The 25994-nt window shown below is 71.7% G+C and carries 29 protein-coding genes; 7 read left to right on the forward strand and 22 right to left on the reverse strand.

Annotated elements, in window-relative coordinates; genetic code table 11:
- Positions 1 to 58: 58 nt before the first annotated feature.
- The 5 genes from ACSMXV_RS12540 to ACSMXV_RS12560 all read left to right on the forward strand — a co-directional run bounded on the left by ACSMXV_RS12540 (position 59) and on the right by ACSMXV_RS12560 (position 6045).
- Positions 59 to 1195: an ADP-ribosylglycohydrolase family protein gene (locus ACSMXV_RS12540; RefSeq protein WP_473178909.1), complete on the forward strand. Its 1137-nt coding sequence runs from the start codon at positions 59 to 61 to the stop codon at positions 1193 to 1195.
- A complete protein-coding gene (locus tag ACSMXV_RS12545; RefSeq protein ID WP_473177717.1) occupies positions 1192 to 2895 on the forward strand; it encodes an ADP-ribosylglycohydrolase family protein in 1704 nt (567 codons plus the stop codon). The genes ACSMXV_RS12540 and ACSMXV_RS12545 overlap by 4 nt, the downstream gene beginning before the upstream one ends.
- A complete protein-coding gene (rbsK, locus tag ACSMXV_RS12550) occupies positions 2892 to 3836 on the forward strand; it encodes a ribokinase (RefSeq protein ID WP_473177718.1) in 945 nt (314 codons plus the stop codon). The genes ACSMXV_RS12545 and rbsK overlap by 4 nt, the downstream gene beginning before the upstream one ends.
- Positions 3833 to 5101 carry a CaiB/BaiF CoA transferase family protein gene (locus tag ACSMXV_RS12555; protein ID WP_473177719.1) on the forward strand — a complete coding sequence of 423 codons (1269 nt, stop codon included), beginning with the start codon at positions 3833 to 3835 and terminating at the stop codon, positions 5099 to 5101. Before rbsK ends, ACSMXV_RS12555 begins: the two co-directional genes overlap by 4 nt.
- 86 nt (positions 5102 to 5187) lie before the next feature.
- Positions 5188 to 6045 (forward strand): HpcH/HpaI aldolase/citrate lyase family protein, encoded by an 858-nt coding sequence (locus ACSMXV_RS12560; RefSeq protein ID WP_473178910.1) that lies wholly within the window; start codon positions 5188 to 5190, stop codon positions 6043 to 6045.
- A 365-nt stretch (positions 6046 to 6410) separates the two neighbouring features.
- On the opposite strand, the gene lgt is transcribed toward ACSMXV_RS12560, so the two are convergent.
- The 11 genes from lgt to hisI form a co-directional block, all read right to left on the reverse strand.
- Positions 6411 to 7433: a prolipoprotein diacylglyceryl transferase gene (gene lgt / locus ACSMXV_RS12565; protein WP_473177720.1), complete on the reverse strand. Its 1023-nt coding sequence runs from the start codon at positions 7431 to 7433 to the stop codon at positions 6411 to 6413.
- A 167-nt stretch (positions 7434 to 7600) separates the two neighbouring features.
- Positions 7601 to 8380 carry a DsbA family protein gene (locus ACSMXV_RS12570; protein WP_473177721.1) on the reverse strand — a complete coding sequence of 260 codons (780 nt, stop codon included), beginning with the start codon at positions 8378 to 8380 and terminating at the stop codon, positions 7601 to 7603.
- Positions 8381 to 8547: 167 nt separating this feature from the next.
- Positions 8548 to 9366 carry a tryptophan synthase subunit alpha gene (gene trpA / locus ACSMXV_RS12575; protein ID WP_473178911.1) on the reverse strand — a complete coding sequence of 273 codons (819 nt, stop codon included), beginning with the start codon at positions 9364 to 9366 and terminating at the stop codon, positions 8548 to 8550.
- Between the two features lie 14 nt (positions 9367 to 9380).
- Entirely contained in the window at positions 9381 to 10694 is a 1314-nt protein-coding gene (trpB, locus tag ACSMXV_RS12580) for a tryptophan synthase subunit beta (protein ID WP_473177722.1), read from the reverse strand.
- 222 nt (positions 10695 to 10916) lie between these two features.
- Positions 10917 to 11192 (reverse strand): tryptophan biosynthesis modulator TrpM, encoded by a 276-nt coding sequence (gene trpM, locus ACSMXV_RS12585; protein ID WP_473177723.1) that lies wholly within the window; start codon positions 11190 to 11192, stop codon positions 10917 to 10919.
- 8 nt (positions 11193 to 11200) lie between these two features.
- The gene (gene trpC, locus ACSMXV_RS12590; RefSeq protein ID WP_473177724.1) at positions 11201 to 12010 is read right to left on the reverse strand and encodes an indole-3-glycerol phosphate synthase TrpC; all 810 of its coding nucleotides are present in this window, start codon (positions 12008 to 12010) and stop codon (positions 11201 to 11203) included.
- Positions 12011 to 12162: 152 nt separating this feature from the next.
- The gene (locus ACSMXV_RS12595; protein WP_473178912.1) at positions 12163 to 12597 is read right to left on the reverse strand and encodes a DUF2752 domain-containing protein; all 435 of its coding nucleotides are present in this window, start codon (positions 12595 to 12597) and stop codon (positions 12163 to 12165) included.
- Positions 12598 to 13210: 613 nt separating this feature from the next.
- Positions 13211 to 13438: an HGxxPAAW family protein gene (locus ACSMXV_RS12600; RefSeq protein ID WP_181659611.1), complete on the reverse strand. Its 228-nt coding sequence runs from the start codon at positions 13436 to 13438 to the stop codon at positions 13211 to 13213.
- Positions 13439 to 13755: 317 nt separating this feature from the next.
- Complete coding sequence (locus tag ACSMXV_RS12605; RefSeq protein WP_473177725.1) at positions 13756 to 14412, reverse strand: TIGR02234 family membrane protein; 657 nt, start codon at positions 14410 to 14412, stop codon at positions 13756 to 13758.
- A gap of 163 nt (positions 14413 to 14575) precedes the next feature.
- Positions 14576 to 16069, reverse strand: coding sequence for an anthranilate synthase component I (locus ACSMXV_RS12610; RefSeq protein ID WP_473177726.1), 1494 nt, complete (start codon positions 16067 to 16069; stop codon positions 14576 to 14578).
- Between the two features lie 11 nt (positions 16070 to 16080).
- Positions 16081 to 16446: a phosphoribosyl-AMP cyclohydrolase gene (hisI, locus tag ACSMXV_RS12615; protein ID WP_473177727.1), complete on the reverse strand. Its 366-nt coding sequence runs from the start codon at positions 16444 to 16446 to the stop codon at positions 16081 to 16083.
- A gap of 192 nt (positions 16447 to 16638) precedes the next feature.
- On the opposite strand from hisI, the gene ACSMXV_RS12620 reads away from it, so the two are divergent.
- Complete coding sequence (locus ACSMXV_RS12620; protein WP_473177728.1) at positions 16639 to 17274, forward strand: TIGR03085 family metal-binding protein; 636 nt, start codon at positions 16639 to 16641, stop codon at positions 17272 to 17274.
- A 15-nt stretch (positions 17275 to 17289) separates the two neighbouring features.
- Here the strand turns inward: ACSMXV_RS12620 and ACSMXV_RS12625 are convergent, their stop codons facing one another.
- From ACSMXV_RS12625 to hisD, 11 genes are all read right to left on the reverse strand, one after another.
- Positions 17290 to 17427 carry a hypothetical protein gene (locus ACSMXV_RS12625; protein WP_473177729.1) on the reverse strand — a complete coding sequence of 46 codons (138 nt, stop codon included), beginning with the start codon at positions 17425 to 17427 and terminating at the stop codon, positions 17290 to 17292.
- Positions 17428 to 17538: 111 nt separating this feature from the next.
- Positions 17539 to 17946, reverse strand: a complete 408-nt coding sequence (locus ACSMXV_RS12630) for a PIN domain-containing protein (protein ID WP_473177730.1) — start codon at positions 17944 to 17946, stop codon at positions 17539 to 17541.
- Positions 17943 to 18176 carry a type II toxin-antitoxin system VapB family antitoxin gene (locus ACSMXV_RS12635; RefSeq protein ID WP_473177731.1) on the reverse strand — a complete coding sequence of 78 codons (234 nt, stop codon included), beginning with the start codon at positions 18174 to 18176 and terminating at the stop codon, positions 17943 to 17945. The genes ACSMXV_RS12630 and ACSMXV_RS12635 overlap by 4 nt, the downstream gene beginning before the upstream one ends.
- A 67-nt stretch (positions 18177 to 18243) precedes the next feature.
- Complete coding sequence (hisF, locus tag ACSMXV_RS12640; protein WP_473177732.1) at positions 18244 to 18999, reverse strand: imidazole glycerol phosphate synthase subunit HisF; 756 nt, start codon at positions 18997 to 18999, stop codon at positions 18244 to 18246.
- A 4-nt stretch (positions 19000 to 19003) separates the two neighbouring features.
- Positions 19004 to 19399, reverse strand: a complete 396-nt coding sequence (locus ACSMXV_RS12645; RefSeq protein ID WP_473177733.1) for a RidA family protein — start codon at positions 19397 to 19399, stop codon at positions 19004 to 19006.
- Positions 19396 to 20148 (reverse strand): bifunctional 1-(5-phosphoribosyl)-5-((5-phosphoribosylamino)methylideneamino)imidazole-4-carboxamide isomerase/phosphoribosylanthranilate isomerase PriA, encoded by a 753-nt coding sequence (gene priA / locus ACSMXV_RS12650; RefSeq protein WP_473177734.1) that lies wholly within the window; start codon positions 20146 to 20148, stop codon positions 19396 to 19398. The genes ACSMXV_RS12645 and priA overlap by 4 nt, the downstream gene beginning before the upstream one ends.
- On the reverse strand, positions 20148 to 20813 hold the full coding sequence (hisH, locus tag ACSMXV_RS12655; RefSeq protein WP_473177735.1) for an imidazole glycerol phosphate synthase subunit HisH: 666 nt from the start codon (positions 20811 to 20813) through the stop codon (positions 20148 to 20150). Before hisH ends, priA begins: the two co-directional genes overlap by 1 nt.
- Positions 20810 to 20974 (reverse strand): hypothetical protein, encoded by a 165-nt coding sequence (locus ACSMXV_RS12660; RefSeq protein ID WP_473177736.1) that lies wholly within the window; start codon positions 20972 to 20974, stop codon positions 20810 to 20812. The genes hisH and ACSMXV_RS12660 overlap by 4 nt, the downstream gene beginning before the upstream one ends.
- 4 nt (positions 20975 to 20978) lie before the next feature.
- Complete coding sequence (gene hisB / locus ACSMXV_RS12665) at positions 20979 to 21572, reverse strand: imidazoleglycerol-phosphate dehydratase HisB (protein WP_351296698.1); 594 nt, start codon at positions 21570 to 21572, stop codon at positions 20979 to 20981.
- The gene (locus ACSMXV_RS12670) at positions 21569 to 22720 is read right to left on the reverse strand and encodes a histidinol-phosphate transaminase (RefSeq protein WP_473177737.1); all 1152 of its coding nucleotides are present in this window, start codon (positions 22718 to 22720) and stop codon (positions 21569 to 21571) included. Before ACSMXV_RS12670 ends, hisB begins: the two co-directional genes overlap by 4 nt.
- A complete protein-coding gene (hisD, locus tag ACSMXV_RS12675; protein WP_473177738.1) occupies positions 22717 to 24042 on the reverse strand; it encodes a histidinol dehydrogenase in 1326 nt (441 codons plus the stop codon). Before hisD ends, ACSMXV_RS12670 begins: the two co-directional genes overlap by 4 nt.
- Positions 24043 to 24353: 311 nt before the next feature.
- On the opposite strand from hisD, the gene ACSMXV_RS12680 reads away from it, so the two are divergent.
- Entirely contained in the window at positions 24354 to 25871 is a 1518-nt protein-coding gene (locus ACSMXV_RS12680; protein ID WP_473178913.1) for an oxidoreductase, read from the forward strand.
- Positions 25872 to 25994: the final 123 nt, after the last annotated feature.

A 25994-nucleotide genomic window follows, 5' to 3' on the forward strand; every position in this document is an offset into this window, starting at 1 on the left:
AACAGACGGCGTAACCGGTGACGTGACCGGTGATGTGACCGGTGACGTGACCGGTGACGTGACCCTGGAGGAAAGGATCTCCGGTTGCCTCGTCGGCGCGGCCGTCGGCGACGCGCTCGGCGGCCCCGTCGAGGGCTACTCCCCCGAGCAGATCGTGGAGCGCCACGGCGGCCGCGTACACGGCATCGTGGGCCCCTGGCACGGCGACGACTGGCGCACCGCCCGCCACATCGCCCCGTACCACAAGGGCGACGGGCACATCACCGACGACACCCTGATGACACACGCGCTGGTGCGCGTCTACGCCACCGTCCGCGACCACCTCGACGCCTACGCGGTCGCCGAGCACCTGGTCCCCGAACTGATCAGCCGTCCCGTCTGGATCCCGGAACTGGAGGCCGAGGCGCTCCCCCTCCAGCGGATCTTCCTCGCCGAGAAATGGCTGGTGGCGCGGCTCCACTACGGTCATGTGGATCCCCGCGAAGCGGGCAGCGGCAACATCGTCAACTGCGGTGCGGCGATGTACATGGCCCCGGTCGGCCTGGTCAACGCGGCTGATCCGCGGGGCGCGTACGCGGAGGCGATCGACGTCGCCGGCGCGCACCAGTCGTCGTACGGGCGCGAGGCCGCGGGCGTCTTCGCGGCCGCCGTGGCCGCGGCCTGCCGGCCCGGCGCGACGCCCGCGTCGGTCGTCGACACGTGCCTCGCCCTCGCGAAGGACGGCACGCGCGCAGCCATCGAGGCGGTGTGCGAAGTGGCCGCCCGTCACACGGAGTTCGAGTCCGCGCTGGCGCCGCTGCGCGCGGCGGTCGAGCCGTACGACACGGTCGGCGCCGACTACCGCGCGCCCTCGCTCGGCGCCCGCCGCCCCTCGCGGCTGCACGCCATCGAGGAACTGCCGATCGCGCTCGGGATGCTGGTCGTGGCCGCCGGCGACTACCGCCAGGCGGTCCTGGGCTCGGTCAACTACGGCCGGGACTGCGACTCGATCGCCACGATGGCGGGCGCGCTCGCCGGCGCGCTGGGCTCCGAAGTACCGGACGAGTGGGCGAAGGCCGTGGCCGAGGCCAGCCGCCTGGACCTGCACGCACCGGCGCGGACACTCGCGGAGGTGACCCGCGAGGTCTTCGCCCGCGACGTACGCCGCCGCCGCGCCCACGAGGCCGCGTTCGCGCAGATCGCAGGCCTCCGATGACGGGCGTCCCGCCCCGGAAGCCGGGCAGCCCGGCGCTGCGCCTCACCTGGGTCCAGCCCGAGGACCTGCTCGGCCACGAACTGCGACAGGCCGCGGAGGACGGCCGCGAGGCCTCACCCATCGCGGCCCGCTGGCGAGTTGCGGGCGGCCGGGAGGCCCCGCTCCGCGCGGGAGCGTCCCCGGATCCGGCGCCCACACACCTTCGGGCACTGGCAGAGCAACTCCTGGCGGAACTGGCCGCACTGCCATCACGGTTGGCAGGAACTGAGCCAACAGACCTGGACGACATCAGGGCCGCATGCGCCGTCACGAACGCTGTGGGCAGTCGTTCCTCCCCCAATGCCTCAAGGGCCTGGGGGGACCCCCAGGGCGATGGGGGTAGCTCCCATGCCCTTGAGGCAATGGGGGAGGGTGGGCACAGCGGACCCCAGCCACTCACAAGGGGGCCTGGGGGTGTTCCCCCCCACGCGGCGGAGCCGCATATCGACTCGGCGGGAAGGGGCGGGCTCGGGGAGGAAAAACCCCCACCCCCGGCCGACCTCCTCCCCCGCCTCGAAGCCGCCTGGCTCGGCAGAGCCACCGGCTGCCTCCTGGGCAAGCCGGTGGAGAAACTCCCCCTGAAAGGGATCCGAGCCCTGGCCCGGGCAACGGGCAACTGGCCCCTGACCACCTGGTTCACGGCCCAGGGCGTCCCCGACGCCCTGACCCGCACATACCCCTGGAACCGCCGCTCCGCAGCAACCTCCCTCGCCGAGAACATCGACGGCATGCCCGAGGACGACGACCTCAACTACCCCCTGCTCAACCTCCTGCTGCTCCAGCGGTACGGCCCCGCCTTCACCACCACGGACGTGGCCCGCCTCTGGCTCGACCAACTCCCAGCCGCCCGCACGTTCACCGCCGAACGCATCGCGTACCGCAACCTCCTCGACGGCATCGAGCCACCGCACACGGCCCGCCACCGCAACCCCTTCCGGGAGTGGATCGGCGCTCTCATCCGCGCCGACGTGCACGGCTGGACGCACCCGGGCGACCCGGCCGCCGCGGCCGAGCAGGCGCACCGCGACGCGGTGCTCACGCACACCGCGAACGGCGTGTACGGCGCCATGTTCGCCGCCGCCGCGATCGCCGAGGCGGCGGGCGGGCGAAGCGACGTCCACCAGTGCCTGCACGCCGGGCTGACCGTCGTACCGGCGGACTCCCGCCTGGCCCGCGCCGTACGCCACGGCATTCAACTCGCCCAAGACGAGGGCGACTTCGACGCCGTGGTCGACCGGCTGCACGCCACCTACGGCACGTACCACTGGGTGCACGTCATCCCCAACGTCGCCCTGCTCGCCGCCGCGCTGACCCACGCGGACGGCGACTTCACCGGCTCCATCTGCCGGGCGGTCGCCGGCGGCTGGGACACCGACTCGAACGGCGCGACCGCCGGTTCACTGGCCGGGTTGCTCGCGGGCCGCCCAGATGCACTACCCGAGCGCTGGACGGCCCCGCTCAAGAACCGCCTCGCCACGTCCGTCGCCGGCTTCGACGGCATCGGCTTCGACACCCTTGCCCAGCTCACGCACGCCCAGCTGACCCACGTCCGGCCGGCGCACGCCAAGCTCACCCACGCCGAGGTCGGCCACGTACAACTCACGGACTCCCCACACACCACCCAAACCCGCGTCACCTACCGGGAGGCACGTCACCCATGACCCAGATCGTCGTGTTCGGCAGCGCGAACATGGACCTCGTCGCCTACGTCGCGAAGGCCCCGCAGCGCGGAGAGACCGTCACGGGACGCGAGTTCCGGGCGCTACCCGGCGGCAAGGGCGCCAACCAGGCGGTGGCCGCGGCCCGTGCGGGCGGCACGGTGTCGATGATCGGCGCGGTGGGCGCCGACGCCTACGGCACGCAGCTGCGCGCCACGCTCGAGCACTCGGGCGTGGACACCGACCTCCTGCGCACCGCGGAAGGCCCGTCCGGCATCGCGCACATCGTCGTCGACGACGAGGGCGGCAACGCCATCGTCGTCATCCCCGGCGCCAACGGCACCGTCACATCCCTCGCCCCGGGCGACGAGGCCGTCATGGCCCTCGCCGACCTGCTGCTCCTGCAACTGGAGATCCCCTTGGAGGGCGTACTGGCCGCGGCCGAGGCCGCGCGCAGCCACGGCGTACGCACCGTCCTCACCCCCTCGCCCGTCCAGCCCCTGCCGCCCGGGCTCCTCGCCGCCACCGACCTCCTCGTACCGAACGAGCACGAGGCCGCCGCGCTCACCGGCGTCACCGACCCGTACGAGGCGGCGGACGCCCTGCTGGAGCAGGTGCCGGAGGTCGTGGTCACGCTGGGTTCGTCGGGCTGCCTCTACGCCTCCCGGGGCGGCGACAAGATCACCGTCCCTGCTCCCCATGTGACGGCCGTGGACTCGACCGGCGCGGGCGACGAGTTCGTCGGCTCCCTGGCCGTGGCCCTGGGCGAGGGCAGGACGATGCCCGATGCCCTGGCCTGGGCGTCGTCCGCTGCCGCGCTCTCGGTCCAGCGGCTGGGAGCGTCGGCCGCCATGCCCTGCCGTGGCGAGATCGACGAACTGGCCGTGCACGAGGAGCAGGAGCAGCATGAACAGCAGGACAAGCAGGGCGAGCACCTCTCATGAACTCCGCAGCCGACACCGGCGTGCACGCCGGAACAGCGCAGCCGGTCACCGGGACGCAGCAACCCGCCGGCGCTGGATCGCCGCCGCCTCTCACCGGCCTCCGCGTACTCGACATCGCGACCCTCTTCGCCGGGCCGCTGGCCGCCACCCTGCTCGGCGACTTCGGCGCCGAGGTGATCAAGGTCGAGCATCCCCGCAGACCCGACCCGTCCCGCGGCCACGGCCCGTCGAAGGACGGAATCGGCCTGTGGTGGAAGCTGCTCGGCCGCAACAAGCGCACGATGACCGCCGACCTGTCCACGGCTGGCGGCCGCGAGACACTCCTGCGCCTGGCCGCCACCGCGGACGTCATCGTCGAGAACTTCCGCCCGGGCACGCTGGAGCGCTGGGGCCTGGGCTGGGAGGAGCTGTCGGCGGTCAATCCGCGGCTGGTTCTGGCGCGGGTCACGGGCTTCGGCCAGTTCGGCCCGTACGCGCACCAGCCCTGCTTCGGCACCCTCGCGGAGGCCCTGAGCGGCTTCGCCGCCGTCACCGGCGACCCGGACGGCCCGCCGACCCTGCCCCCGTTCGGCCTCGCCGACTCGATCGCGGGCATCACGACGGCGTACGCGGTGATGACGGCCCTGAGGTCCCGCGACCACACCGGCCGCGGCCAGGTCGTCGACATGGCGATCATCGAGCCGATCCTGACCGTGGTGGGCCCGCAGCCGCTCTGGTACGACCAGCTGGGGCACGTCCAGCCCCGGACCGGCAACCGGTCGGCGAACAACGCACCGCGCAACACGTACCGCACGTCCGACGGGCACTGGGTCGCCGTCTCCACCTCTGCGCAGTCCATCGCGGAGCGCGTGATGCATCTGGTGGGCCGGCCAGAGCTGATCTCCGAGCCCTGGTTCGCGACGGGCGCGGACCGGGCCCGCCACGCCGACGTCCTCGATGAGGCGGTCGGCACGTGGATCGCCCGGCGCAGCCGCGACGAGGTGCTCGAGGCCTTCGAGAAGGCGGAGGCGGCGGTCGCTCCCGTCCAGGACGTACGCGACATCATGGACGACCCGCAGTACGCGGCCCGCGATGCGCTCACGACCGTGGACGACCCGGAACTCGGGCCGCTGCGCATGCAGAACGTCCTCTTCCGCCTCACCGAGACCCCGGGCGGCATCCGCTGGGCGGGCCGGCCGCACGGTGCGGACACGGACGCCGTCCTGACGGAACTGGGCCTGACGGAACAGGAGATCGCGACCCTGCGCTCGGAGGGTGCCGTATGAACCGCACGAACGGCATGAACGACATGCACGGGGTGCACGGCATGGACGGCATGCATGGCATGCACGGCATGGACGGCAGCGACGGCATGCGGGGCACCGCCGCTTGGCCGCCCGCCCCGCCACCGCTGACCTGGCTGTACGCCCCCGGAGACCGGCCCGACGTGGCGGCGAAGGCCCTTGCATCCGGCGCCGATGTCGTCGTGATCGACCTGGAGGACGCGGTGGCCCTGCACCGCAAGGAGTACGCGCGGGCGGCCACCGCAGAGCTGCTCTCCGTACGACATCACGTCCCGGTCCATGTCCGGATCAACACGCTGGACAGCCCCTTCGCCGAGGCCGACATCCGGGCCGTCGCCGCCCTGCCCGGACTCTCCGCGCTGCGGCTGCCGAAGATCACGTCCCCGGACGACGTCGTACGCATCGCGGAACTCGCCGCGCCAGCGGAGGGCGGTGCCCTCCCGCTCTACGCCCTCCTGGAATCCGCCCTCGGCGTGGAGCGCGCCTTCGCCGTGGCCAGCGCCCATCCGGCGCTGCGCGGCATCGCGCTCGGCGAGGCCGATCTCCGGGCGGACCTGGGGGTGCTGGACGACGCCGGGCTCGACTGGGCGCGCGGCCGTATCGTGCTGGCGGCGCGCGCGGCGGGGCTCGCGCCGCCCGCCCAGTCCGTGTACCCGGACGTACGCGACATCGAGGGGCTCGCGGCCTCCTGCGCCCACGGCCGCGCCCTGGGGTTCCTGGGCCGCATGGCGATCCACCCGCGCCAGCTCGCGGTGATCAAGCGGTCGTACCTCCCGTCCCCGGCGGAGATCGCATCAGCGGAGGAGATCCTCAAGAGCGCCACGTCGGACTCCGGAGCCCTGGCCCTCCCGGACGGCCGCTTCGTCGACCCGGCAATCGTGGCCTGCGCGCACCGGACACTGGCACTGGCCCAGCACGCGGACTGACCGGCCCGGCCGTCCGGGTCCCGGACGGCCGGGACGCGGACGCCCGCTTCGCCCGACCCGCAATCGGGGCCTGCGCCCACCGCACACTGAAGCTGGCGCAGCACGTGGCTGAGCGGCCCGGAGGGCCGGGCCGCCCGGTGGCCCGGCAGGTCCCGTTCTGCCGCCGACCCCTGCTCGGCTCAGGCCCAGCGTGATCCCGTCCCGTCCTGCCCGCGTCCACGCCCGGACCGGCCCCTACGGCTGCACGGCGAGGTGGACGGCCCTGGACCGGGGCCGCACACGACGGGGCCGCCGGACATCTCGTCCGGCGGCCCCGTGTGCGTACTCGGTACGTACAGGCCCCGCTCGTCGTGCTCGCGGCCCCGTCAGCTCTTCTTGGCCGCCCCGGCCTCGTCCTTGTCCTCCGCGGAGACCGACGGCTCAGGTACGGCGGCGTCCTCCGGGGCTTCCGACGCCTTCTCGGAGTCCCGCCGAGCGTCGCCGGCCGACTCCTTCTCACTCTCAGTGGAGGCCTTCCCGCCCTCGTCAGAGGTGCCCTCCTCGGTGGCCTTCTCGCCCTCGTCGGAGCCCTCAGCGCCCGGTTCCACGATCTCCTCGCGTCCCGGCCGCCGCTTCGACGAGATCACCATGTAGATCACCGCGAGCAGGAAGACGGTCATCGCGGTCCAGTCGTTGAGCCGCAGACCGAGGATGTGGTGCGCCTCGTCGACGCGCATGTACTCGATCCAGAAGCGGCCGACGCAATACGCGGCGACGTACAGCGCGAAGGCCCGCCCGTGCCCGAGCTTGAAGCGCCGGTCGGCCCAGATGACGAGCAGCGCGACGCCGATGCACCACAGCGACTCGTAGAGGAACGTGGGGTGGTACGTGCCGGGGATCCGGCCGTCCTCGGACGACGTGATCTCCAGCGCCCACGGCACATCGGTGGCCCGGCCGTACAGCTCCTGGTTGAACCAGTTGCCCCAGCGGCCGATCGCCTGGGCGAAGGCGATGCCCGGCGCGATCGCGTCGGCGTACGCCGGGAGCGGGATGCCCCGCCGCCGGCAGCCGATCCAGGCGCCGAGCGCGCCGAGCGCGATGGCGCCCCAGATGCCGAGGCCGCCCTCCCAGATCTTGAAGGCGTCGACCCAGTTCCTACCCTCGCTGAAATACAGCTGGTAGTCGGTGATCACGTGGTACAGACGCCCGCCGACCAGGCCGAACGGCACCGCCCACACGGCGATGTCGGCCACGGTGCCGGCCCGCCCACCGCGGGCGATCCACCGTTTGTTGCCGAGCCATACGGCCACGAAGACACCGATGATGATGCAGAGCGCATAGCCGCGCAGCGGAATGGGGCCGAGGTACAGCACACCGCGCGACGGGCTGGGAATGAAGGCAAGGTCCATGGCAAGGTCGACGCTACCGTGCCGGACGGGAGTCGCGGCAACCCACCGGGCTACGGGTCCATAACGCCGGTCCGTCACGTCGGTGTCCACTGACACCGGTCCGTGCCGGGCGGGCCGGCACGGACGTGTCGCTGCGGCCTCGGCCAGACGTGCCGCCGGGGCCTCGGCTAGGCCTTGGCGGCCTCCTCCACCATCTGCTTCAGCTTGTCCGGCGTCAGCGGGTTCTGCTGGTCGCCGTAGACGTTCTTGCCGTTGAGCAGGATGGTCGGGGTGCCCCCGAAGCCTCCGGCCTCGAAGGCCTGGTTGGACTTGGCGACCCAGCTGTTGTGGGTGCCGTCGTTCACACACTTCTCGAACGCGGGGGTGACCAGCCCGTCCACCTTGCGTGCCAGCTCGATCAGCTTGCTGTTGTCGGCGAAGGCGTCGTCCGTCTCCACGGGCTGGTTCTCGAAGAGCACGTCGTGGTACGCGGTGAACTTGCCGGCGTCCTGGGCACAGGCCGCCGCGTTGGCCGCGCGGAGGGAGCCGCTGCCGCCCATGTTCTTGTCGATGAGCGTGGCCAGGCGGTACTCGACGCGGAGCTTGCCCGCCTCGGTCAGCTCATGGATCGTCGAGCGGTACGTGTCCTCGAAGTTCTTGCAGGCCGGGCAGCGGAAGTCCTCCCAGACCGTGAGCGTCGACTTGGCGGTGCCCTGGCCCACGGGGATCACCAGACTGTCCTGGCCCGACGCGCCGGTGGGCGCCGCGACGGGGCCCGAGGTGTCGGTCTTGTCATCGCCGGAGTTCGCGGCGATCACTCCGATCACGGCGGCCAGAGCCAGCACGCACACCACGGTCGCCCCGACGATCAGCGTCCGGCGCCGTCTCTCCCGCGCCTTCTGCCGCTCTCGCTCGACCGCAATCCGCTCGCGTGCGGTGCGCTTTCCCTCACGGTTCTTGTCACTCACACACCGCCAAACGAACCGGGGAGGCACCAGCGTGCCTCCCCGGTCCCAGGACCACCCAAACGGGTTATGCACCCTTAGGGGCGATTCGTACGGAGGGGTCACCTCGTACGGGTCACCGGCCCGCGTGACCGGTCAGAGCTTGCCGCGCCGCCAGGTGACCGCCGCGGCTACGCCTTGCCGCGTCGTACGCCCTCCGCGAGCGCACCCGCGAGCGCACGGACCGCCTCGACGCCCGCCGCGTCGTCCTCCGCGTCCAGCATCCGCTTGACGAACGCGGAACCGACGATGACGCCGTCGGCGAAGCCCGCGACCTCCGCGGCCTGCTCGGCGTTCGACACGCCGAGTCCGACGCAGACGGGCAGGTCGGTGGTGGCACGGGTGCGCCGTACGAGGTCCTGCGCCTGTGCGCCCACCGACTCGCGGGTGCCCGTGACACCCATCAGCGAGGCCGCGTAGACGAAGCCCGAGCCCGCCGCCGTGATCTTCGCGAGCCGCTCGTCCTTGCTGCTCGGCGCGACGACGAAGACCGTGGCGAGGCCGTGCTTCTCGGCGTGCTCGCGCCAGATCGCGGACTCCTGGACGGGCAGGTCGGGCAGGATGCAGCCGGCACCGCCCGCCTCGGCGAGCTCGGCGGTGAAGCGCTCGATGCCGTAGCGGTCGATCGGGTTCCAGTACGTCATGACGAGCACCGGCTTGCCCGTGGCCTCGTATGCCTCGCGCACCGTGCGCATGACGTCCGCGATCTTCACGCCGCCGCGCAGCGCGATGTCGTCCGCGGTCTGGATGACCGGACCGTCGAGCACGGGGTCGCTGTGCGGCAGCCCCACCTCGACGACGTCGGCGCCGCCGTCGAAGACGGCCTTGATCGCCTCGATGCCGCCGTCCACGGTCGGGAAACCGGCCGGGAGGTAGGCGATGAGAGCGGACCGGCCCTCGGTCTTGGCGGCCGCGAGGGTGTCGCTCAGCAGTTGGCGCTTTCCACCGATGAATGCAGTGCCGCTCACTTCGCGTCCCCCCGGATCTCGGCGACCCCGCCGTTCGCGTCCGCCTCGACGGCCGCGTCGACCGCGGCCTGGTCCTTGACCTCGTTCCGGTCGTACAGCCCGAAGTAGCGGGCGGCGGTGTCCATGTCCTTGTCGCCGCGCCCGGACAGGTTGACGATGATCAGCCCGTCCTTGCCCAGTTCCCTGCCGACCTCGAGAGCCCCGGCGAGCGCGTGGGCGCTCTCGATGGCCGGGATGATGCCCTCCGTCTGCGACAGCAGGCGCAGCGCCTGCATCGCCGCGTCGTCGGTGACGGCGCGGTACTCGCCGCGACCGCTGTCCTTGAGGTAGGCGTGCTCGGGCCCGATGCCCGGGTAGTCGAGTCCGGCGGAGATCGAGTACGGCTCGGTGATCTGGCCTTCCTCGTCCTGAAGGACGTACGACCGGGAGCCGTGCAGGATGCCGGGCTCGCCCGCGGTGAGGGTGGCCGCGTGCTCACCGGTGTCGATGCCGTGGCCTGCGGGTTCGCAGCCGACCAGGCGTACCGACTCGTCGGGGATGAAGGCGTGGAACAGGCCGATGGCGTTGGAGCCGCCGCCGACGCAGGCGACCGCGGCGTCGGGCAGCCGCCCGGCCCGCTCCAGGATCTGGCGGCGGGCCTCCACGCCGATGACGCGGTGGAAGTCGCGCACCATCGCGGGGAAGGGGTGCGGTCCGGCCACGGTCCCGAAGAGGTAGTGGGTGTGGTCGACGTTGGCGACCCAGTCGCGGAAGGCCTCGTTGATGGCGTCCTTCAGCGTCCGGGAACCGGACTTCACGGCGATGACCTCGGCGCCGAGCATGCGCATGCGGGCGACGTTGAGGGCCTGCCGCTGGGTGTCGATCTCACCCATGTAGATGGTGCACTCGAGCCCGAACAGCGCACAGGCGGTGGCCGTCGCGACGCCGTGCTGGCCGGCGCCGGTCTCGGCGATGACGCGCGTCTTGCCCATCCGCTTGGTGAGCAGGGCCTGGCCGAGCACGTTGTTGATCTTGTGTGAGCCGGTGTGGTTCAGGTCCTCGCGCTTGAGGAACACTCGGGCGCCGCCCGCGTGCTCGGCGAACCGCGGCACCTCGGTGAGCGCGCTCGGGCGCCCCGTGTAGTTCACGAGCAGGTCGTCCAGCTCGCGGGCGAACTCCGGGTCGGACTTCGCCTTCTCGTACTCGACGGCGACCTCGTCCACGGCGGCGACCAGCGCCTCCGGGATGAACTTGCCACCGAACGCGCCGAAGTACCCCTCGGCGCTGGGGACCTGACCCTCCGGGTCGGGAATGAAGAACTCGCTGGGCATGCGAACCTCGCAGGGGCGTTGTGCCCCGTCTCTCGGGTTGACGATGATCACGGTAGCGCTGCCGCGCGCTTTGGCCGCCGTGGGCGCCGTCCTTCCGCCCGCCCGCCTGTGGGCATGCGTTCCTCCCCCAGTGCCTTAAGGGCCTGGGAGGTATCCCCAGGGCGGAACGATTGCCCACGACGGGACGACGTCCCGCCCGGGCTCGACAGAGGGGGCGCTGTCTCAGACGGCTAGGCGCGGCGCCCGGCAAGGGCGCGCGGCGCGGCCGCGCCATCGCATGCCGTTGACCTGCCCGGGCTCGTCGCCGATCACATAGCGCACACGCCGCCCGTGCACCCTCCGGGCCGGCGCCCGGCAGCCACGCGGCCGACAGCCGCGGGCAAGGCGCGCGTACGGGTCACGGGGCGCCGCCGCGACCCCGCCTGACCGCGCGCAGGCGACGGCACCGGCCGAGCAGGGGCTCGTCCGGTGCCGGGCTGCGACGCGGCTGACGGTCACGGTCGGGGTCAGCCCCTGCCGTGCCGCAGCGCGGGGTGCGCCCCCGCGGCGACCAGGTCGGCGACCGCCGTCTTCGGGTCCTTGCCGGTGACCAGCGACTCGCCGACCAGGACGGCGTCGGCACCGGCGTTCGCGTAGGCGATCAGGTCGTGCGGGCCGCGGACGCCGGACTCGGCGACCTTGACGATCGAGTCGGGGATCTCGGGCGCGACGCGCTCGAAGGTCGACCTGTCGACCTTGAGCGTCTTCAGGTCGCGCGCGTTGATGCCGATGACCCGCGCACCCGCGTCGATCGCCCGCTCGGCCTCCTCCTCGTCGTGCACCTCGACGAGCGGCGTGAGCCCGATGGACTCGGCGCGCTCGATCAGCGACTCGAGGGCGGGCTGGTCCAGGGCCGCGACGATCAGCAGCGCGAGGTCGGCGCCGTACGCCCGGGCCTCCCACAGCTGGTACGACGTGACGATGAAGTCCTTGCGGAGCACCGGGATCTCGACCTTGGCCCGGACGGCCTCCAGGTCGGCGAGCGATCCGCCGAAGCGGCGCTGCTCGGTCAGGACGGAGATGACGGCCGCGCCGCCCGCCTCGTAGTCGGCGGCGAGCCCGGCCGGGTCGGCGATCGCGGCGAGGGCGCCCTTCGACGGGCTGGAGCGCTTGACCTCACAGATCACGTTGACGCCGTCGCCACGCAGCGCGGCGACGCCGTCCTTGGCCTGAGGAGCCTTTGCCGCACGCTCCTTGAGCTCGTCGAGGGTGACGCGTGCCTGCCGCTCCGCGAGGTCGGCGCGGACTCCGTCGATGATCTCGTCGAGCACACTCACGCGAGCGGCCCCCTTCCTGACGGTTGCGGCACTGAAGCTGTTCGAACTGACGCACCGGCATTCCGATGGTCACTTGCGATGGTATCCGCAGGAGGGCGAAGGCCCTGCATCGAGCGGACCTCGGTCCCACTACCTGGACATTCGCATGTTGATCAAGGGCGCAGCCAGCCACCGAAGGGCAGGTTCCGGACAACCGTGAACGCCAGGACCAGCACACCGATCCCCCAGAGCTGCACCGGCCGGAGATCGATCCGCGCCGGCCGCCCCCGCACCGCCCTGACGGCCCAGACCACCCACAGCACGGCGAAGAGCACATAGCCGGCGACGGCCAGCGCGTTGTCGCCGAAAGCGGTCGCGAAGTCGCCGTGCGCGAACGCGTGCGCACTCCGCAGACCACCGCAGCCGGGGCAGTAGATGCCGGTGAACCGGAACAGCGGACAGACCGGGTAGTGCCCGGGCTCATTGGGGTCGACCACACCGACGTAGGCGAAGGCGGCGACAACCGAACCGAGCACACCGACGGGCACGAGCAGGCGCCGGAGGGGGGTGGCCGGTGAGGGGGCGCCCTGCGGGCGAGGGGCCGGAATGGGGGTCGCCGGGGTGGAGGTGGCCGGGCTGAATGTGGCCGGGGTGGAGGTGGCCGGGCTGAATGTGGCCGGGGTGGAGGTGGCCCGGGCGGTGTGACCTGCTGCGGCCACATGGCCGGGTGGTACACCACGGCCCGCGGGGGCGTCATGGCCGGTGGGGGCGTCATGGCCGGCGGGTGCGGCATGGCCGGTGGGTGCGGCGTGACCGGTGGACGCGGCATGGCCGGTGGGTGCGGAGCGACCGGCGGGCACAGCGTGGCCGGTGGACGCGGCGTGAGCGGTGGACGCGGTCTGACCGGCGGGCGCGGCATAGCCGGCAGACGCGGCGTGACCGGCGGGCGCGGCATAGCCGGCAGACGCGGCGTGACCGGCGGGCGCAGCGTGACCGGCGGACGCGGCATGGCCGGCGGGCGCAGCGCGACCGGTGGGCGGTGTGCTCCGGGGTTCGGGATTCACGCGGGCATTGTCCCCTGGAGCGAGGCGGGCTCGCCCGCCGGAGTGCATCCTCGCCGGCTCAGCGGTATGCACCGGTACACGAAGGAGGCGGCGCCAGCGCGGAGCCGGTGCCGCCTCCTTCGTGCGGAGACTTCTCGATGCGGAGGATCAGGGAGCGTCAGCTCTCGGCCCGTGCGGCCTGGGGCTGCGGCCGCTTCTGGCCCAGACCGGCCGCGCTCATGGCGCCGCCGACGATCGCACCGGCGCCGATGATCACCATGCCGGCCCAGAAGCCCAGCGGGTTGGCCATGACCATGAAGGCACCCGCGACGCAGAAACCGATGAAGGCGATGATGACACCGGTCCACGCGGCCGGGGTGTGTCCGTGTCCGTGGCTGCCCGCCATTGCTTTGCTCCTCGTTGCTCTCGTTGCTGTGTGCGCGATACGCGGCTGTGTGCGTGACGTGCTACGCGGTGGTGAGCCGGACGCTCGGAACCCATTCTCCCGTACTCGCACATATGCCTGAGCCGCGGGGGTCCCGGACCTCCGGGCCCGAAGACCTCAGGGCCCAGGGACTTCCGGCCACGGGAACGGTCCGGCCCCGGACCCGGACCTGGGTTCATGCCTCACTGGTCAGGCCCGCCCCGGGTCCAAGCCGCACAGGTCCGGCCCGCCCCGCGTCCAAGCCGCACAGGTCCGGTCCGGCCCGGGTCCGACCGGGTTCATGCCTCGCGGGTCGGGTCCTCGCCGCGGTCGAGGGCCTTCCAGAGGTCCTCGGGCCGGTCGGGGTCGACGGCCGGGGCCTTACGGGGACGGGGCGTGCCGTCGCGCTCGTACCGGCCGGACATGGCGGGCCAGCCGCGGCCGTAGCGCAGCGCGAGCAGGCCCGCGAGGAGCAGGAGTGCGCCGCCGGCGGCCGCCACGTACGGCCATGCGGTGTGGGTCAGCGCATCCACGGTGGCGGCGGTGTTGCCGGACACCTCGGCGGCCTTCTCGTCGAGTGCCGAGCTGTCGCCGGCACCGAGCACGCACGCGGCGACGGTGCCCGCGCCGGAGAGCGCAAGGAGGACCGAGACGAGCATGCGGCCCGCGCGGCGCACCGCGAAGACCGCGACGAGGGCGGCGAGGCCCACTATCGCGAGCGCGGCCGGTACGCCGGTGACGTCGCTGCCCTTGGCCGTCAGCGGAAAGTCACCGCCCGCGACGGAGGCCGTGCCCCCGGCCCACTCCTGCCTGGAGGCGAGCAGGACGACAGCCGCGCCGACGGCGCCCAGCAGCAGTGCGGCTGCGAGGCTGCGGCGGCCGCTGCGGGCGGCGGAGGTCGCGGACGCCCCTTCACGGCCTTCGCGACGGGGCTGGGGAACTGCTGCAGAAGTCACCCGTCCACTATCCCCCACGCCCATCGGCGACCGACGGGGCGGGGTGCCGGTCCCCTGCCGGTGCGGCGCCCAACAGGGTCAGCGCCGCGCGTCGTAAGCGGGAGGCCGCCGTCCATGGGCCGGCGGAGGCGTTACCCGCCGTCGGGGTGCCGCTGCGGGCACCCTACGAAACAGCCGTGTCCAGCCGGTTCGCCGTGTGGACAGCGCGCAGCACCGCCGCCGCCTTGTTGCGGCACTCCGTGTCCTCAGCGACCGGGTCGGAGTCGGCGACGATGCCGGCGCCCGCCTGGACGTATGCCGTGCCGTCGCGAAGGAGCGCCGTGCGGATGGCGATGGCCGTGTCGGAGTCGCCGGCGAAGTCGAGGTAGCCGACGCAGCCGCCATAGAGGCCGCGGCGCGCGGGCTCGAGCTCGTCGATGATCTGCATCGCGCGGGGCTTGGGCGCGCCCGACAGGGTGCCCGCGGGGAAGCAGGCCGTGAGGACGTCGAAGGCCGTACGCCCCTCCGCGATCTGTCCGGTCACGGTCGACACGATGTGCATCACGTGCGAGTACCGCTCGATGGACATGAAGTCGACGACCTCCACCGAGCCGGGCTCGCACACGCGGCCGAGGTCGTTGCGGCCGAGGTCGACGAGCATCAGGTGCTCGGCGCGCTCCTTGGGGTCGGCGAGCAGCTCGTCCGCGAGCGCCTGGTCCTCCTGCGGCGTGGCACCGCGCGGCCGGGTCCCGGCGATGGGGTGCACCATCGCCCGGCCGTCCTCGACCTTCACCAGGGCTTCCGGGCTGGATCCGACGACGTCGAACCCCTCGAAGCGGAACAGGTACATGTACGGCGAGGGGTTGGTCGCCCGCAGCACGCGGTAGACGTCCAACGCGCTTGCCGTGCAGGGGGTTTCGAACCGCTGCGAGGGCACGACCTGGAAGGCCTCGCCCGCGCGGATGCGCTCCTTGATGTCCTCGACGGCGTCCTGGAAGTCCGGCCCGCCCCACAGCGCGGTGAACTCCGGCAGCTCGGACGGCGGGAGCGCCGCCGGGGGCTGGGCGATCGGCCGGGAGAGGTCCGCCTCCATGGCGTCGAGGCGGCCCACCGCGTCGGCGTAGGCCTCGTCGACGCCCGTGTCGAGGTCGTTGTGGTTGATCGCGTTGGCGATGAGCATGACGGTGCCGTCCCAGTGGTCCAGCACGGCCAGATCGCTGGTGAGCAGCATGGTCAGCTCGGGGAGCTTCAGGTCGTCGTGCTCGCCGGGGCCGATCTTCTCCAGGCGCCGCACGATGTCGTACCCGAGGTAGCCCACCATCCCACCGGTGAACGGCGGCATCCCGGCGCCGAGATCGTGCGGGGTGTGCAGCGCGTCGACGGTGGCGCGCAGGGCGGCGAGCGGGTCGCCCTCGACCGGTACGCCGACCGGCGGGGCGCCGAGCCAGTGGGCCTGACCGTCGCGCTCGGTGAGCGTGGCGGCGCTGCGTACGCCCACGAAGGAGTAGCGGGACCAGGAGCGGCCGTTCTCCGCGGACTCCAGCAGGAAGGTGCCGGGGCGCTCGGCGGCGAGCTTGCGGTAGAGCCCGACGGGGGTGTCGCCGTCCACGAGCAGCTTGCGGCTGACGGGGATCACGCGGCGGTCGGTTGCCAGCTTGCGGAACGTCTCGAGGTCCATGGCGGCCGACCTTACTGATTCAGAGGGAGGACATCGGCGTCGAAGCACGTACGGGCGCCCGTGTGGCAGGCGGCGCCGACCTGGTCGACCTTCACCAGCACGGTGTCGGCGTCGCAGTCGAGGGCGACGGACTTGACGTGCTGGAAGTGTCCGGACGTGTCGCCCTTGACCCAGTACTCCTGGCGGCTGCGCGACCAGTACGTGCACCGTCCCGTGGTCAGCGTCCTGTGCAGGGCCTCGTCGTCCATCCAGCCGAGCATCAGCACCTCACCGGTGTCGTACTGCTGGGCGATGGCGGGCAGGAGCCCGTCCGCGCTGCGCTTGAGGCGCGCGGCGATCTCCGGGTCCAGGCTGCTGGGAGGTGGCGTGCTGGTCATGAGTGCCATTGTGCGGGATGGGTACGACAACGCGGCGCGCCGTCCGCCCGGTGGACAGTCCCCGCGGGCGGCGGCGCCACGCGTGCGGGCGGTCGCGGGCCGCGCGATGCCGCAGCCCCCGGATCCGTCCGATACCGGCCCGCACGGCCCCATACCGTGGCACGCACCGGGGCGCGGCCGTACGCTGGCCCCATGTCGACCCATGCCAAGCGTGAACGACTGCTCCTCGCCGACCTGTTGGAGGCGGCCGGGCCCGATGCGCCCACCCTCTGCGAGGGCTGGCAGACCCGTGACCTGGCCGCGCACGTGGTGGTGCGCGAGCGCCGTCCGGACGCGGCGGGCGGAATCCTGATCAAGCCGCTGGCGGCCCGCCTGGAGCGGGTGATGGCGGAGTTCGCCGACAAGCCGTACGAGGAGCTGATCCAGCTCATCCGTACGGGCCCGCCGCGCTTCTCGCCGTACGCGCTGAAGCAGATCGACGAGGCGGCGAACGCCGTCGAGTTCTACGTCCACGCCGAGGACGTGCGCCGCGCCCAGCCCGACTGGACCCCGCGCGAGCTCGACCCGGTCTTCGCCGACGCCCTCTGGTCCCGCCTGGAGCGCTCGGCCCGCGTCCTGTGCCGCGGTGCGACGTCGGGCCTGGTCCTGCGCCGCCCGAACGGCCAGACGGCCGTGGGCAAGCGCGGCACGCCGGTCGTCACGGTCACCGGGGAGCCGGGCGAGCTGACGATGTTCGCGTTCGGCCGCCAGGAAGCGGCGAACGTGGAACTGGAGGGCGACAAGGACGCGATCGCGAAGCTGCACGAGACGAAGCAGCTGGGGATCTGATCCCCCGGCGAACCGCTACGCCTGCCGCCTGCGCCTGACCCCCTCGATCACTGCGTCATGTGCCAGCCGCTCGATCGGGACGCCCTGCTCCTCGGCCTCCGCATACAGTTCAGCGATTTCCTCGTCGGTGAATTCGATCGTGATCCCAGACATGCGAGGAGCCTAGGACCGGCGACACCTTGATCACTCTCGCGTTCACCGTCAGGGTGACGCCTCGAACTGCCGGAGGGGCGCCCGCGCTACCGCAGCGGATCGCGCGCGTTCTCAGCTCCGGACGTCCCGCTGGTCGAGCTCCTTGATCACCCTGGAGACAGTCGCGAAGTCGTCGTCCTTGTGCAGGACCGTGTGCCCGTGATGCACAGCTACGGCGCATACCAGGAGGTCAATGGCTCCCGCCGAGCGATGCTGCCCCCGTTGGGTGAGCTTGTACTGCGCCGTGTCCACCCAGCGCCAGGCGTTCTTCGGGGCCGGCGCCAACTGGCACAGGTCGTCCAGTTCCTCGGCGAGCTCGTCGCGGTGCGCCGGACCTGTCGCCGAGTAGAGGAACTCGGCGCGCGTCGCCTCGCACACGTGAAAGGCTCCCGCGGCGATGTAGCCCTCCCATGGGGACAGCGCGCCGGGCGTGCGGAACAGGTACCACATCGCCGAGGTGTCGAGGAGATACGTGATCACTCGAAGGCCGCCCGCCGGGCACGCTTGGCCGCCTCAAGGGCCGCCGCTGCCTGGTCGAACTCGCCCGCGGCGCCGCGCACGGCAAGCTTCTCTGCGGCCTCCAGTCGACGCACCCGGGCCACGTAGTCGCGCAGGGCCGCGTTGACCGTGTCCTTCTTGGTCTTGGAACCCATGAGCCGCATAGCCTCGGCCAGCGCCTCGTCGTCCAGATCGATCTGCGTGATGGACACGGGAAACCACCTCCTCATAGGCGATGTACATAGTCAGAATACATCGCCCACATAGCGGAGGGTAACGTCACCGCACGGGGTGCCCCGCCGCCCGCAACGTCTCCTTGACCTGCCCGATCCGCAGATCCCCGAAGTGAAACACCGACGCCGCCAGCACCGCGTCCGCGCCCGCCGCGATCGCCGGCGGGAAGTCGGCGAGCTTGCCCGCGCCGCCGGAGGCGATGACGGGGACGGTCACGTGCTTGCGGACGGCCTCGATCATCTCGATGTCGTAGCCGTCCTTGGTGCCGTCGGCGTCCATCGAGTTGAGCAGGATCTCGCCCGCGCCGAGTTCGGCTGCGCGGTGGGCCCATTCGACGGCGTCGATGCCGGTGCCTTTGCGGCCGCCGTGCGTCGTCACCTCGAAGCTCCCCGACGGGGTCCGGCGGGCGTCCACCGACAGGACCAGCACCTGGCGGCCGAACCGCTCCGCGATCTCGCGGATCAGGTCCGGGCGGGCGATCGCCGCCGTGTTGACGCCGACCTTGTCCGCGCCGGCGCGCAGCAGCTTGTCGACGTCCTCGGGGGTGCGCACGCCGCCGCCCACGGTGAGCGGGATGAACACCTGTTCCGCGGTGCGGCGCACTACGTCGTACGTCGTCTCGCGGTTGCCCGACGACGCCGTGATGTCCAGGAACGTGAGCTCGTCGGCGCCCTCGGCGTCGTACACCTTCGCCATCTCGACGGGGTCGCCCGCGTCGCGCAGGTTCTGGAAGTTCACGCCCTTGACGACCCGGCCGTTGTCCACGTCCAGGCAGGGGATGACTCGGACCGCCAGGGTCATGGCCTCAGGCTCCTCTGAAAGCTTCTAGTTCTACTTCGACCAGGATGCGCGAGTCGACGAAACCCTCCACGACCAGCATGGTCGCGGCCGGGCGGACGGAGTCGAAGAGCTCCTTGTGGGCCCGGCCCACTTCGTCCACGTCCCGTGCATGGGTCAGATACATACGCGTACGGATCACGGACTCGATGCCGAGCCCGAACTCGCCGATCGCTTCGAGTGCGTGCGAGAAGGCCACCTTGGCCTGCTCGTACGGGTCGCCCTCGCCGTACAGCACGCTGCCCTTGAAGGACGTCGTGCCGGCGACCAGGACGCGGTCGCCCGCCGCGACGGCGCGTGCGAAGCCGATGGAGTCCTCCCAGGGGGTTCCGCTCTGCACGCGCCGCACGGCATCGGACGTCATGACGCCACAGCCTCCAGGGCCTCTTCCAGGGTGAACGCCTTCGCGTACAGCGCCTTGCCCACGATCGCGCCCTCCACGCCCAGCGGGACGAGCTCGGCGATCGCCCGCAGGTCGTCCAGGGACGAGACGCCGCCGGAGGCCACGACCGGGCGGTCCGTGGCCGCGCAGACGTTCTTCAGGAGCTCCAGGTTGGGACCCTGCAGTGTGCCGTCCTTGGCGATGTCCGTGACCACGTACCGCGCGCAGCCCTCCTTGTTGAGGCGCTCCAGCGTCTCGTAGAGGTCGCCGCCGTCGCGGGTCCAGCCGCGGCCGCGCAGCGTCGTGCCGCGTACGTCGAGGCCGACGGCGATCTTGTCGCCGTGCTCGGCGATGACCTTGGCGACCCACTCGGGGGTCTCCAGGGCCGCCGTGCCCAGGTTGACGCGGGTGCAGCCGGTGGCGAGGGCGGCGGCGAGCGTGTCGTCGTCGCGGATGCCGCCGGAGAGCTCCACCTTGATGTCCATCGCCTTGGCGACCTCGGCGATCAGCGCGCGGTTGTCGCCCGTGCCGAACGCGGCGTCCAGGTCGACCAGGTGCAGCCACTCGGCGCCGGAGCGCTGCCAGGCGAGGGCGGCCTCCAGCGGGGAGCCGTACGAGGTCTCCGTACCGGACTCGCCGTGCACGAGGCGGACGGCCTGGCCGTCGCGGACGTCCACCGCGGGGAGGAGCTCGAGCTTCGCGGAAGCGGAAGAGGAAGACTTCGAGGGCATCAGAGGGTTCCGATCCAGTTCTTGAGCAGCTGCGCTCCGGCGTCGCCGGACTTCTCGGGGTGGAACTGCGTGGCCCACAGGGTGCCGTTCTCGACGGCCGCCACGAACGGCTTGCCGTGCGTGGACCAGGTGACGACCGGGGCGCGCATGGCCGGGTTCGCGGTCTCCATGGACCAGTCGTGCACGGCGTAGGAGTGCACGAAGTAGAAGCGCGCGTCCGCGTCCAGGCCCTTGAAGAGCTCGGAGCCGGCCGGGGCGTCGACCGTGTTCCAGCCCATGTGCGGGACGATCTCGGCCTGGAGCGGCTCGACGGAGCCGGGCCACTCGTCGAGTCCCTCGGTCTCGACGCCGTGCTCGATGCCGCGCGCGAACAGGATCTGCATGCCGACGCAGATGCCCATCACCGGGCGCCCGCCGGAGAGACGTCGGTCGATGATCCAGTCGCCGCGGGCCTCCTTCAGCCCCTTCATGCAGGCGGCGAAGGCTCCGACACCGGGGACGAGGAGCCCGTCGGCGTTCATGGCCTTGTCGAAGTCACGCGTTATCTCGACATCGGCGCCCGCGCGGGCGAGGGCACGCTCGGCGGAGCGTACGTTCCCGAAGCCGTAGTCAAAGACGACTACTCGTTTTGCAGGGGAGGTCGAAGGGGTCGCAGAAGTACTCAATTCCACACCTCCAGCCGGAGGACGCCCGACACGAGACACAACGCGGCGCCGATGGACAGCAGCACGATGAGGCTCTTGGGCATCTGCTGCTTGACGAAGGAGTAGATGCCGCCGAGAAGGAAGAGCCCGACGACGATCAGGACGGTGGAGAGTCCGTTCATGGGATTACAGCGCGCCCTTCGTGGACGGCAGGATGCCGGCCGCGCGCGGGTCGCGCTCGGAGGCGTAACGCAGCGCCCGCGCAAGGGCCTTGAACTGGCACTCCACGATGTGGTGCGCGTTGCGCCCGTACGGCACGTGGACGTGCAGGGCGATCTGCGCCTGGGCGACGAAGGACTCGAGGATGTGCCGCGTCATCGTCGTGTCGTACTCGCCGATCATCGGCGCCATGTTCTCGGGCTCGGTGTGCACGAGGTACGGGCGGCCGGAGAGGTCGACCGTCACCTGGGCGAGCGACTCGTCCAGGGGAACAGTGCAGTTCCCGAATCGATAAATCCCCACCTTGTCGCCGAGGGCCTGCTTGAAGGCGGCGCCCAGGGCGAGCGCGGTGTCCTCGATGGTGTGGTGCGAGTCGATGTGCAGGTCGCCCTCGGTCTTCACCGTGAGGTCGAACAGGCCGTGGCGGCCGAGCTGGTCGAGCATGTGGTCGTAGAAGCCGACCCCGGTCGACACGTCGACCTTTCCGCTGCCGTCGAGGTCGATCTCGACGACGACGGAGGTCTCCTTGGTGTTCCGTTCGACACGGCCTACGCGGCTCATGCGCTCTGCTCCTTCGGGGGTGTGGGGGTGTCCCCCACAAAACTCAGTAGTTCACGGACCGCGTCGAGGAACGCGTCGTTCTCTTCGGGGGTGCCGGCGCTGACCCGCAGCCACCCCGGTACTCCGTTGTCCCGGACCAGGACGCCCCGGTCGAGGATCTTCTGCCAGGCCGCGTGCGCGCCGCCGTCGCCCTCGAACCGCCCGAACTGGACGAAGTTGGCGTCGGACTCGACCACGTCGTAGCCGATGGCGCGCAGCTCGGCGACCAGCCGGTCGCGCTCGGCCTTCAGCTGCTCGACGTACTTCAGCAGCGTGTCGGTGTGTTCGAGCGCGGCCAGCGCGGTGGCCTGGGTGATGGCCGACAGGTGGTACGGCAGCCGTACGAGCTGGACCGCGTCCACGACCGCCGGGTGCGCGGCGAGATAGCCGAGGCGCAGCCCGGCCGCGCCGAACGCCTTGGACATCGTCCGCGAGATGACGAGGTTCGGCCGTCCTTCGAGCAGCGGCAGCAGCGAGTCGCCGTGGCTGAACTCGATGTACGCCTCGTCGACCACGACCATGGACGGCTTGGCCGCCTGCGCGGCCTCGTACAGCGCGAGGACCGTCTCGGGCGGGACCGCGTTGCCCGTGGGGTTGTTGGGCGTGGTGATGAAGACGACCTCGGGCCGGTGCTCGGCGATGGCCTTCTCGGCCGCGGCCACGTCGATCGTGAAATCGTCGTTCCGCGGTCCTGAGGTCCAGCCGGTGCCGGTGCCGCGGGCGATCAGCCCGTGCATCGAGTACGAGGGTTCGAAGCCGATGGCCGTGCGGCCGGGGCCGCCGAAGGTCTGCAGCAGCTGCTGGATGACCTCGTTGGAGCCGTTGGCGGCCCACACGTTCTCGAGACCCACCGGGTACTTGCCGGTGCGCGTCAGGTACTTGGCGAGCTCGGTGCGGAGCTCGACCGCGTCCCGGTCGGGGTAGCGGTTCAGGTTCCGCGCGGCCTCGCGCACACGCTCGGTGATCCGCTCGACGAGCGGCTCCGGCAGCGGGTACGGGTTCTCGTTGGTGTTCAGCCGGACCGGCACGTCCAGCTGGGGCGCCCCGTACGGGGACTTGCCGCGCAGCTCGTCCCGGACGGGCAGGTCGTCGATGCGTACGTCAGTCACTTGCTCTCCGGAACCTTCCATCCGAACCTCGCCTTCACCGCGGCGCCGTGCGCGGGCAGATCCTCCGCCTCGGCCAGCGTCACCACGTGGTGCGCGACCTCCGCGAGGGCGTCGCGCGTGTAGTCCACTATGTGGATGCCGCGCAGGAACGACTGCACGGACAGGCCCGAGGAGTGGCAGGCGCAGCCGCCGGTCGGCAGGACGTGGTTGGAGCCGGCGCAGTAGTCGCCCAGCGAGACGGGCGCCCACGGGCCGACGAAGATCGCGCCGGCGTTCTTCACCCGGTCCGCCACGGCTGCCGCGTCCGCGGTCTGGATCTCGAGGTGCTCGGCGCCGTACGCGTCGACGACCCGCAGGCCCTCGTCCAGGCCGTCCACCAGCACGATCGCGGACTGCTTGCCGCTCAGGGCCGGGACGATCCGGTCCTCGATGTGCTTGGTGGCGGCGACCTGCGGCTCCAGCTCCTTCTCGACCGCGTCCGCGAGGTCCGGGGAGTCGGTGACGAGGACGGCGGCCGCGAGCGGGTCGTGCTCGGCCTGGCTGATCAGGTCGGACGCCACGTGCGCCGGGTCGGCGGTGTCGTCGGCGAGGATCGCGATCTCGGTCGGCCCGGCCTCGGCGTCGATGCCGATACGCCCCGTGAAGTACCGCTTGGCCGCGGCGACCCAGATGTTGCCGGGTCCTGTGACCATGTTGGCCGGGGCACAGGACTCCGTGCCGTACGCGAACATGGCGACGGCCGTGGCGCCGCCGGCCGCGTACACCTCGTCGATGCCGAGGAGCGCGCACGCGGCGAGGATCGTCGGGTGCGGGAGGCCGCCGAAGTCTTTCTGCGCCGGTGAGGCGAGGGCCATGGACGGGACGCCTGCCTCCTGTGCCGGGACCACGTTCATGATCACGGAAGAGGGGTAGACAGCCCGGCCGCCCGGCGCGTACAGGCCGACGCGCTCGACCGGCACCCACTTTTCGGTCACCGTGCCGCCGGGCACGACCTGCGTGGTGTGTGTGGTGCGCCGCTGCTCACGGTGGACGATGCGGGCGCGCCGGATGGACTCCTCCAGGCCCGCGCGCACGGCGGGGTCGAGTTCGTCGAGGGCCCGCTTCAGCGCGGCCGCGGGGACCCGCACCTGGTCAAGGCGTACGCCGTCGAACTTCTCCGCGTAGTCGATCAGCGCCGCGTCGCCCCGATGATGCACGGCCTCGCAGATCGGACGCACCTTCTCGAGGGCGGCCGCTACGTCGAAGTCGGCTCGGGGCAGCAGGTCGCGCAGGGCGGGGCCCTCGGGAAGGGCGTCGCCGCGCAGATCGATTCGGGAGATCACATGGCCAATTCTCTCAGACCGGCGCCGGCGCCCGGACGCCTGTATCAGTGACTGATACGCAGGTCGGCATTCACTGATACGGATGATCCGCAGCTACCCGCACGTGCGGCCTGGCCGGGTCGGTACAGGCCCTCCGTATTCGCACACGAAATCGCCACTCCGGGCGTTCACCCGGTCACCGAGCGGGCATGACCGGTTGTACGAACCCACGAGTAGCTGAGGTTCCGGGCATACGGGGAGGAAGTAGAGACGTGGTCGACACCACGGGCACAGGCGAGCCGCCGGAGGGTCTCACAGACGTCGAGCGCGGGATGTGGCAGGCGTTCCGCAGCGGCGCGGTGTACGACCTGAGCAGCGGCGACCGGACCGTCGACGATCCGCACGGCGGTCACGCATGGGGCCCGGAGCGCAGTGTGCGGGCGCGGATCGTGTGCTGGCTGCTGCTGGACGGGCCGCCCGCGCTGGCCGGGCGGGTCTCCGCGCTGAAGCTGGTGGGGGTGCAGATCACGGACCTTCTCGATCTCGCGGGCGGGACGGTCGTCCCGTATGTCGAGATGAACGCGTGCCGGTTCGACAAGGAGATCCTGCTGCCGGAGGCCCGGTTCACCACGGTCCGGCTGGTCGACTGCTCGATCCCCCGGCTGGAAGCGGCCCGTGTGCACACGGAGGGCGATCTGCATCTGCCGCGGTGCCGCTTTCACAACGGGATACGTCTGACGGACGCCCAGATCGGCACGGATCTGCTGCTCAACCAGGCAGTCGTGCACCGGGACCGGCGCGGGCGTTCGATCATGGCGGACGGGCTGACCGTGGGCCAGGATCTGCAGGCCGAGATGCTTCAGGCGCACGGCGAGCTGAGCCTGCGCGGCGCGAAGGTCGGCGTCTCGCTGAGCCTGCGCGGCAGTCGGCTGGCCAACCCCGAGGGCCGCAGGGCGCTGAACGCCCCCCAGCTGACTGTGGAGCGCTCCCTCTATCTGACCCCGGCGGGCCTGGGCAATCCCGTGCTGACGAGCGGCACGACGCCGGCCCGCGGCACCCGGGTCCAGCACTTCGAGTGCCTGGGCGGGATCCGGCTCGACGACGGGCGGTTCGGTGACGCCGTCGACCTGGAACAGGCGCACTTCGTCATGGAGGACGATCAGGAGCTGTCGCTGCGCCGCATACAGACGCCCGAGCTGCGCTTCCTCGGCCGCCGGCCGGAGCGCGGCCGGGTCGTGCTGTCCGGGGCGAGGATCGTCAATCTCGTGGACATGGCGGCCAGTTGGCCCGGCCCCGGCGGTCTCGCCATGGGCGGCTTCGCGTACGAGAACCTTGTGCCGCGCCGGAGCTTCCCCCTCGCACGCCGGCTGGACTGGGTGGCCGCGGCCACGCCCGAGTACAACCCGGAGCCGTATGAGCGGCTTGCGACGGTGCTGCGCAACAGCGGTGAGGACGCCGACGCCCGCGAGGTGCTGCTCGCCAAGCAGCGCCGCCGCCGCGAGACGCTGCCGCTCGCCGGGAAGCTGTGGGGATACGTGCAGGACTGGACGGTCGCGTACGGGTACCGGCCCGGGCGGGCCGCCGTGTGGATGACCGTGCTGTGGGCGGTGAGCGCGGTGGCGTTCTCGCAGACCGACCATCCGCCCCTCAAGGGCGGCGGGGAGCATCCCGACTGGAACGCCTCGCTGTTCGCGCTGGACCTGCTACTGCCCGTCATCGACCTCGGCCAGGAGGGCTACTGGAAGCTGCACGGCGGCTGGCAGTGGGCCGCGGCGGCGCTGATCATCGTGGGCTGGATCCTGGCGACGACGGTGGCGGCGGGGGCAACGCGGCTGCTGCGCAGAGGCTGAACCGTTATCGGGCGCGGACAACCATCGCTGCATTTCAGCGGTCTTCACACCGCAACCAGCAATTGAGCAACCCGAACGGCGAGCAACCAGGTCCGCGAGAGCGGCGCCGGTTTAGGCGCAAAG

The organism is Streptomyces sp. DSM 42067 (genome assembly GCF_055792885.1).

Bases quoted from the DNA above. Each gene is read 5' to 3' on its own strand.
- ACSMXV_RS12560 (WP_473178910.1), top strand. From the start codon at position 5,188: ATGCGGGGCACCGCCGCTTGGCCGCCCGCCCCGCCACCGCTGACCTGG.
- ACSMXV_RS12545 (WP_473177717.1), top strand. From the start codon at position 1,192: ATGACGGGCGTCCCGCCCCGGAAGCCGGGCAGCCCGGCGCTGCGCCTC.
- ACSMXV_RS12680 (WP_473178913.1), top strand. From the start codon at position 24,354: ATGTGGCAGGCGTTCCGCAGCGGCGCGGTGTACGACCTGAGCAGCGGC.
- ACSMXV_RS12555 (WP_473177719.1), top strand. From the start codon at position 3,833: ATGAACTCCGCAGCCGACACCGGCGTGCACGCCGGAACAGCGCAGCCG.
- ACSMXV_RS12620 (WP_473177728.1), top strand. From the start codon at position 16,639: ATGTCGACCCATGCCAAGCGTGAACGACTGCTCCTCGCCGACCTGTTG.
- lgt (WP_473177720.1), bottom strand. From the start codon at position 7,433: ATGGACCTTGCCTTCATTCCCAGCCCGTCGCGCGGTGTGCTGTACCTC.
- priA (WP_473177734.1), bottom strand. From the start codon at position 20,148: ATGCCCTCGAAGTCTTCCTCTTCCGCTTCCGCGAAGCTCGAGCTCCTC.
- ACSMXV_RS12610 (WP_473177726.1), bottom strand. From the start codon at position 16,069: ATGGACCTCGAGACGTTCCGCAAGCTGGCAACCGACCGCCGCGTGATC.
- hisF (WP_473177732.1), bottom strand. From the start codon at position 18,999: ATGACCCTGGCGGTCCGAGTCATCCCCTGCCTGGACGTGGACAACGGC.
- hisB (WP_351296698.1), bottom strand. From the start codon at position 21,572: ATGAGCCGCGTAGGCCGTGTCGAACGGAACACCAAGGAGACCTCCGTC.
- ACSMXV_RS12660 (WP_473177736.1), bottom strand. From the start codon at position 20,974: ATGAACGGACTCTCCACCGTCCTGATCGTCGTCGGGCTCTTCCTTCTC.
- rbsK (WP_473177718.1), top strand. From the start codon at position 2,892: ATGACCCAGATCGTCGTGTTCGGCAGCGCGAACATGGACCTCGTCGCC.
- ACSMXV_RS12600 (WP_181659611.1), bottom strand. From the start codon at position 13,438: ATGGCGGGCAGCCACGGACACGGACACACCCCGGCCGCGTGGACCGGT.
- ACSMXV_RS12625 (WP_473177729.1), bottom strand. From the start codon at position 17,427: ATGTCTGGGATCACGATCGAATTCACCGACGAGGAAATCGCTGAACTG.
- ACSMXV_RS12645 (WP_473177733.1), bottom strand. From the start codon at position 19,399: ATGACGTCCGATGCCGTGCGGCGCGTGCAGAGCGGAACCCCCTGGGAG.
- hisI (WP_473177727.1), bottom strand. From the start codon at position 16,446: ATGACCAGCACGCCACCTCCCAGCAGCCTGGACCCGGAGATCGCCGCG.
- trpB (WP_473177722.1), bottom strand. From the start codon at position 10,694: ATGCCCAGCGAGTTCTTCATTCCCGACCCGGAGGGTCAGGTCCCCAGC.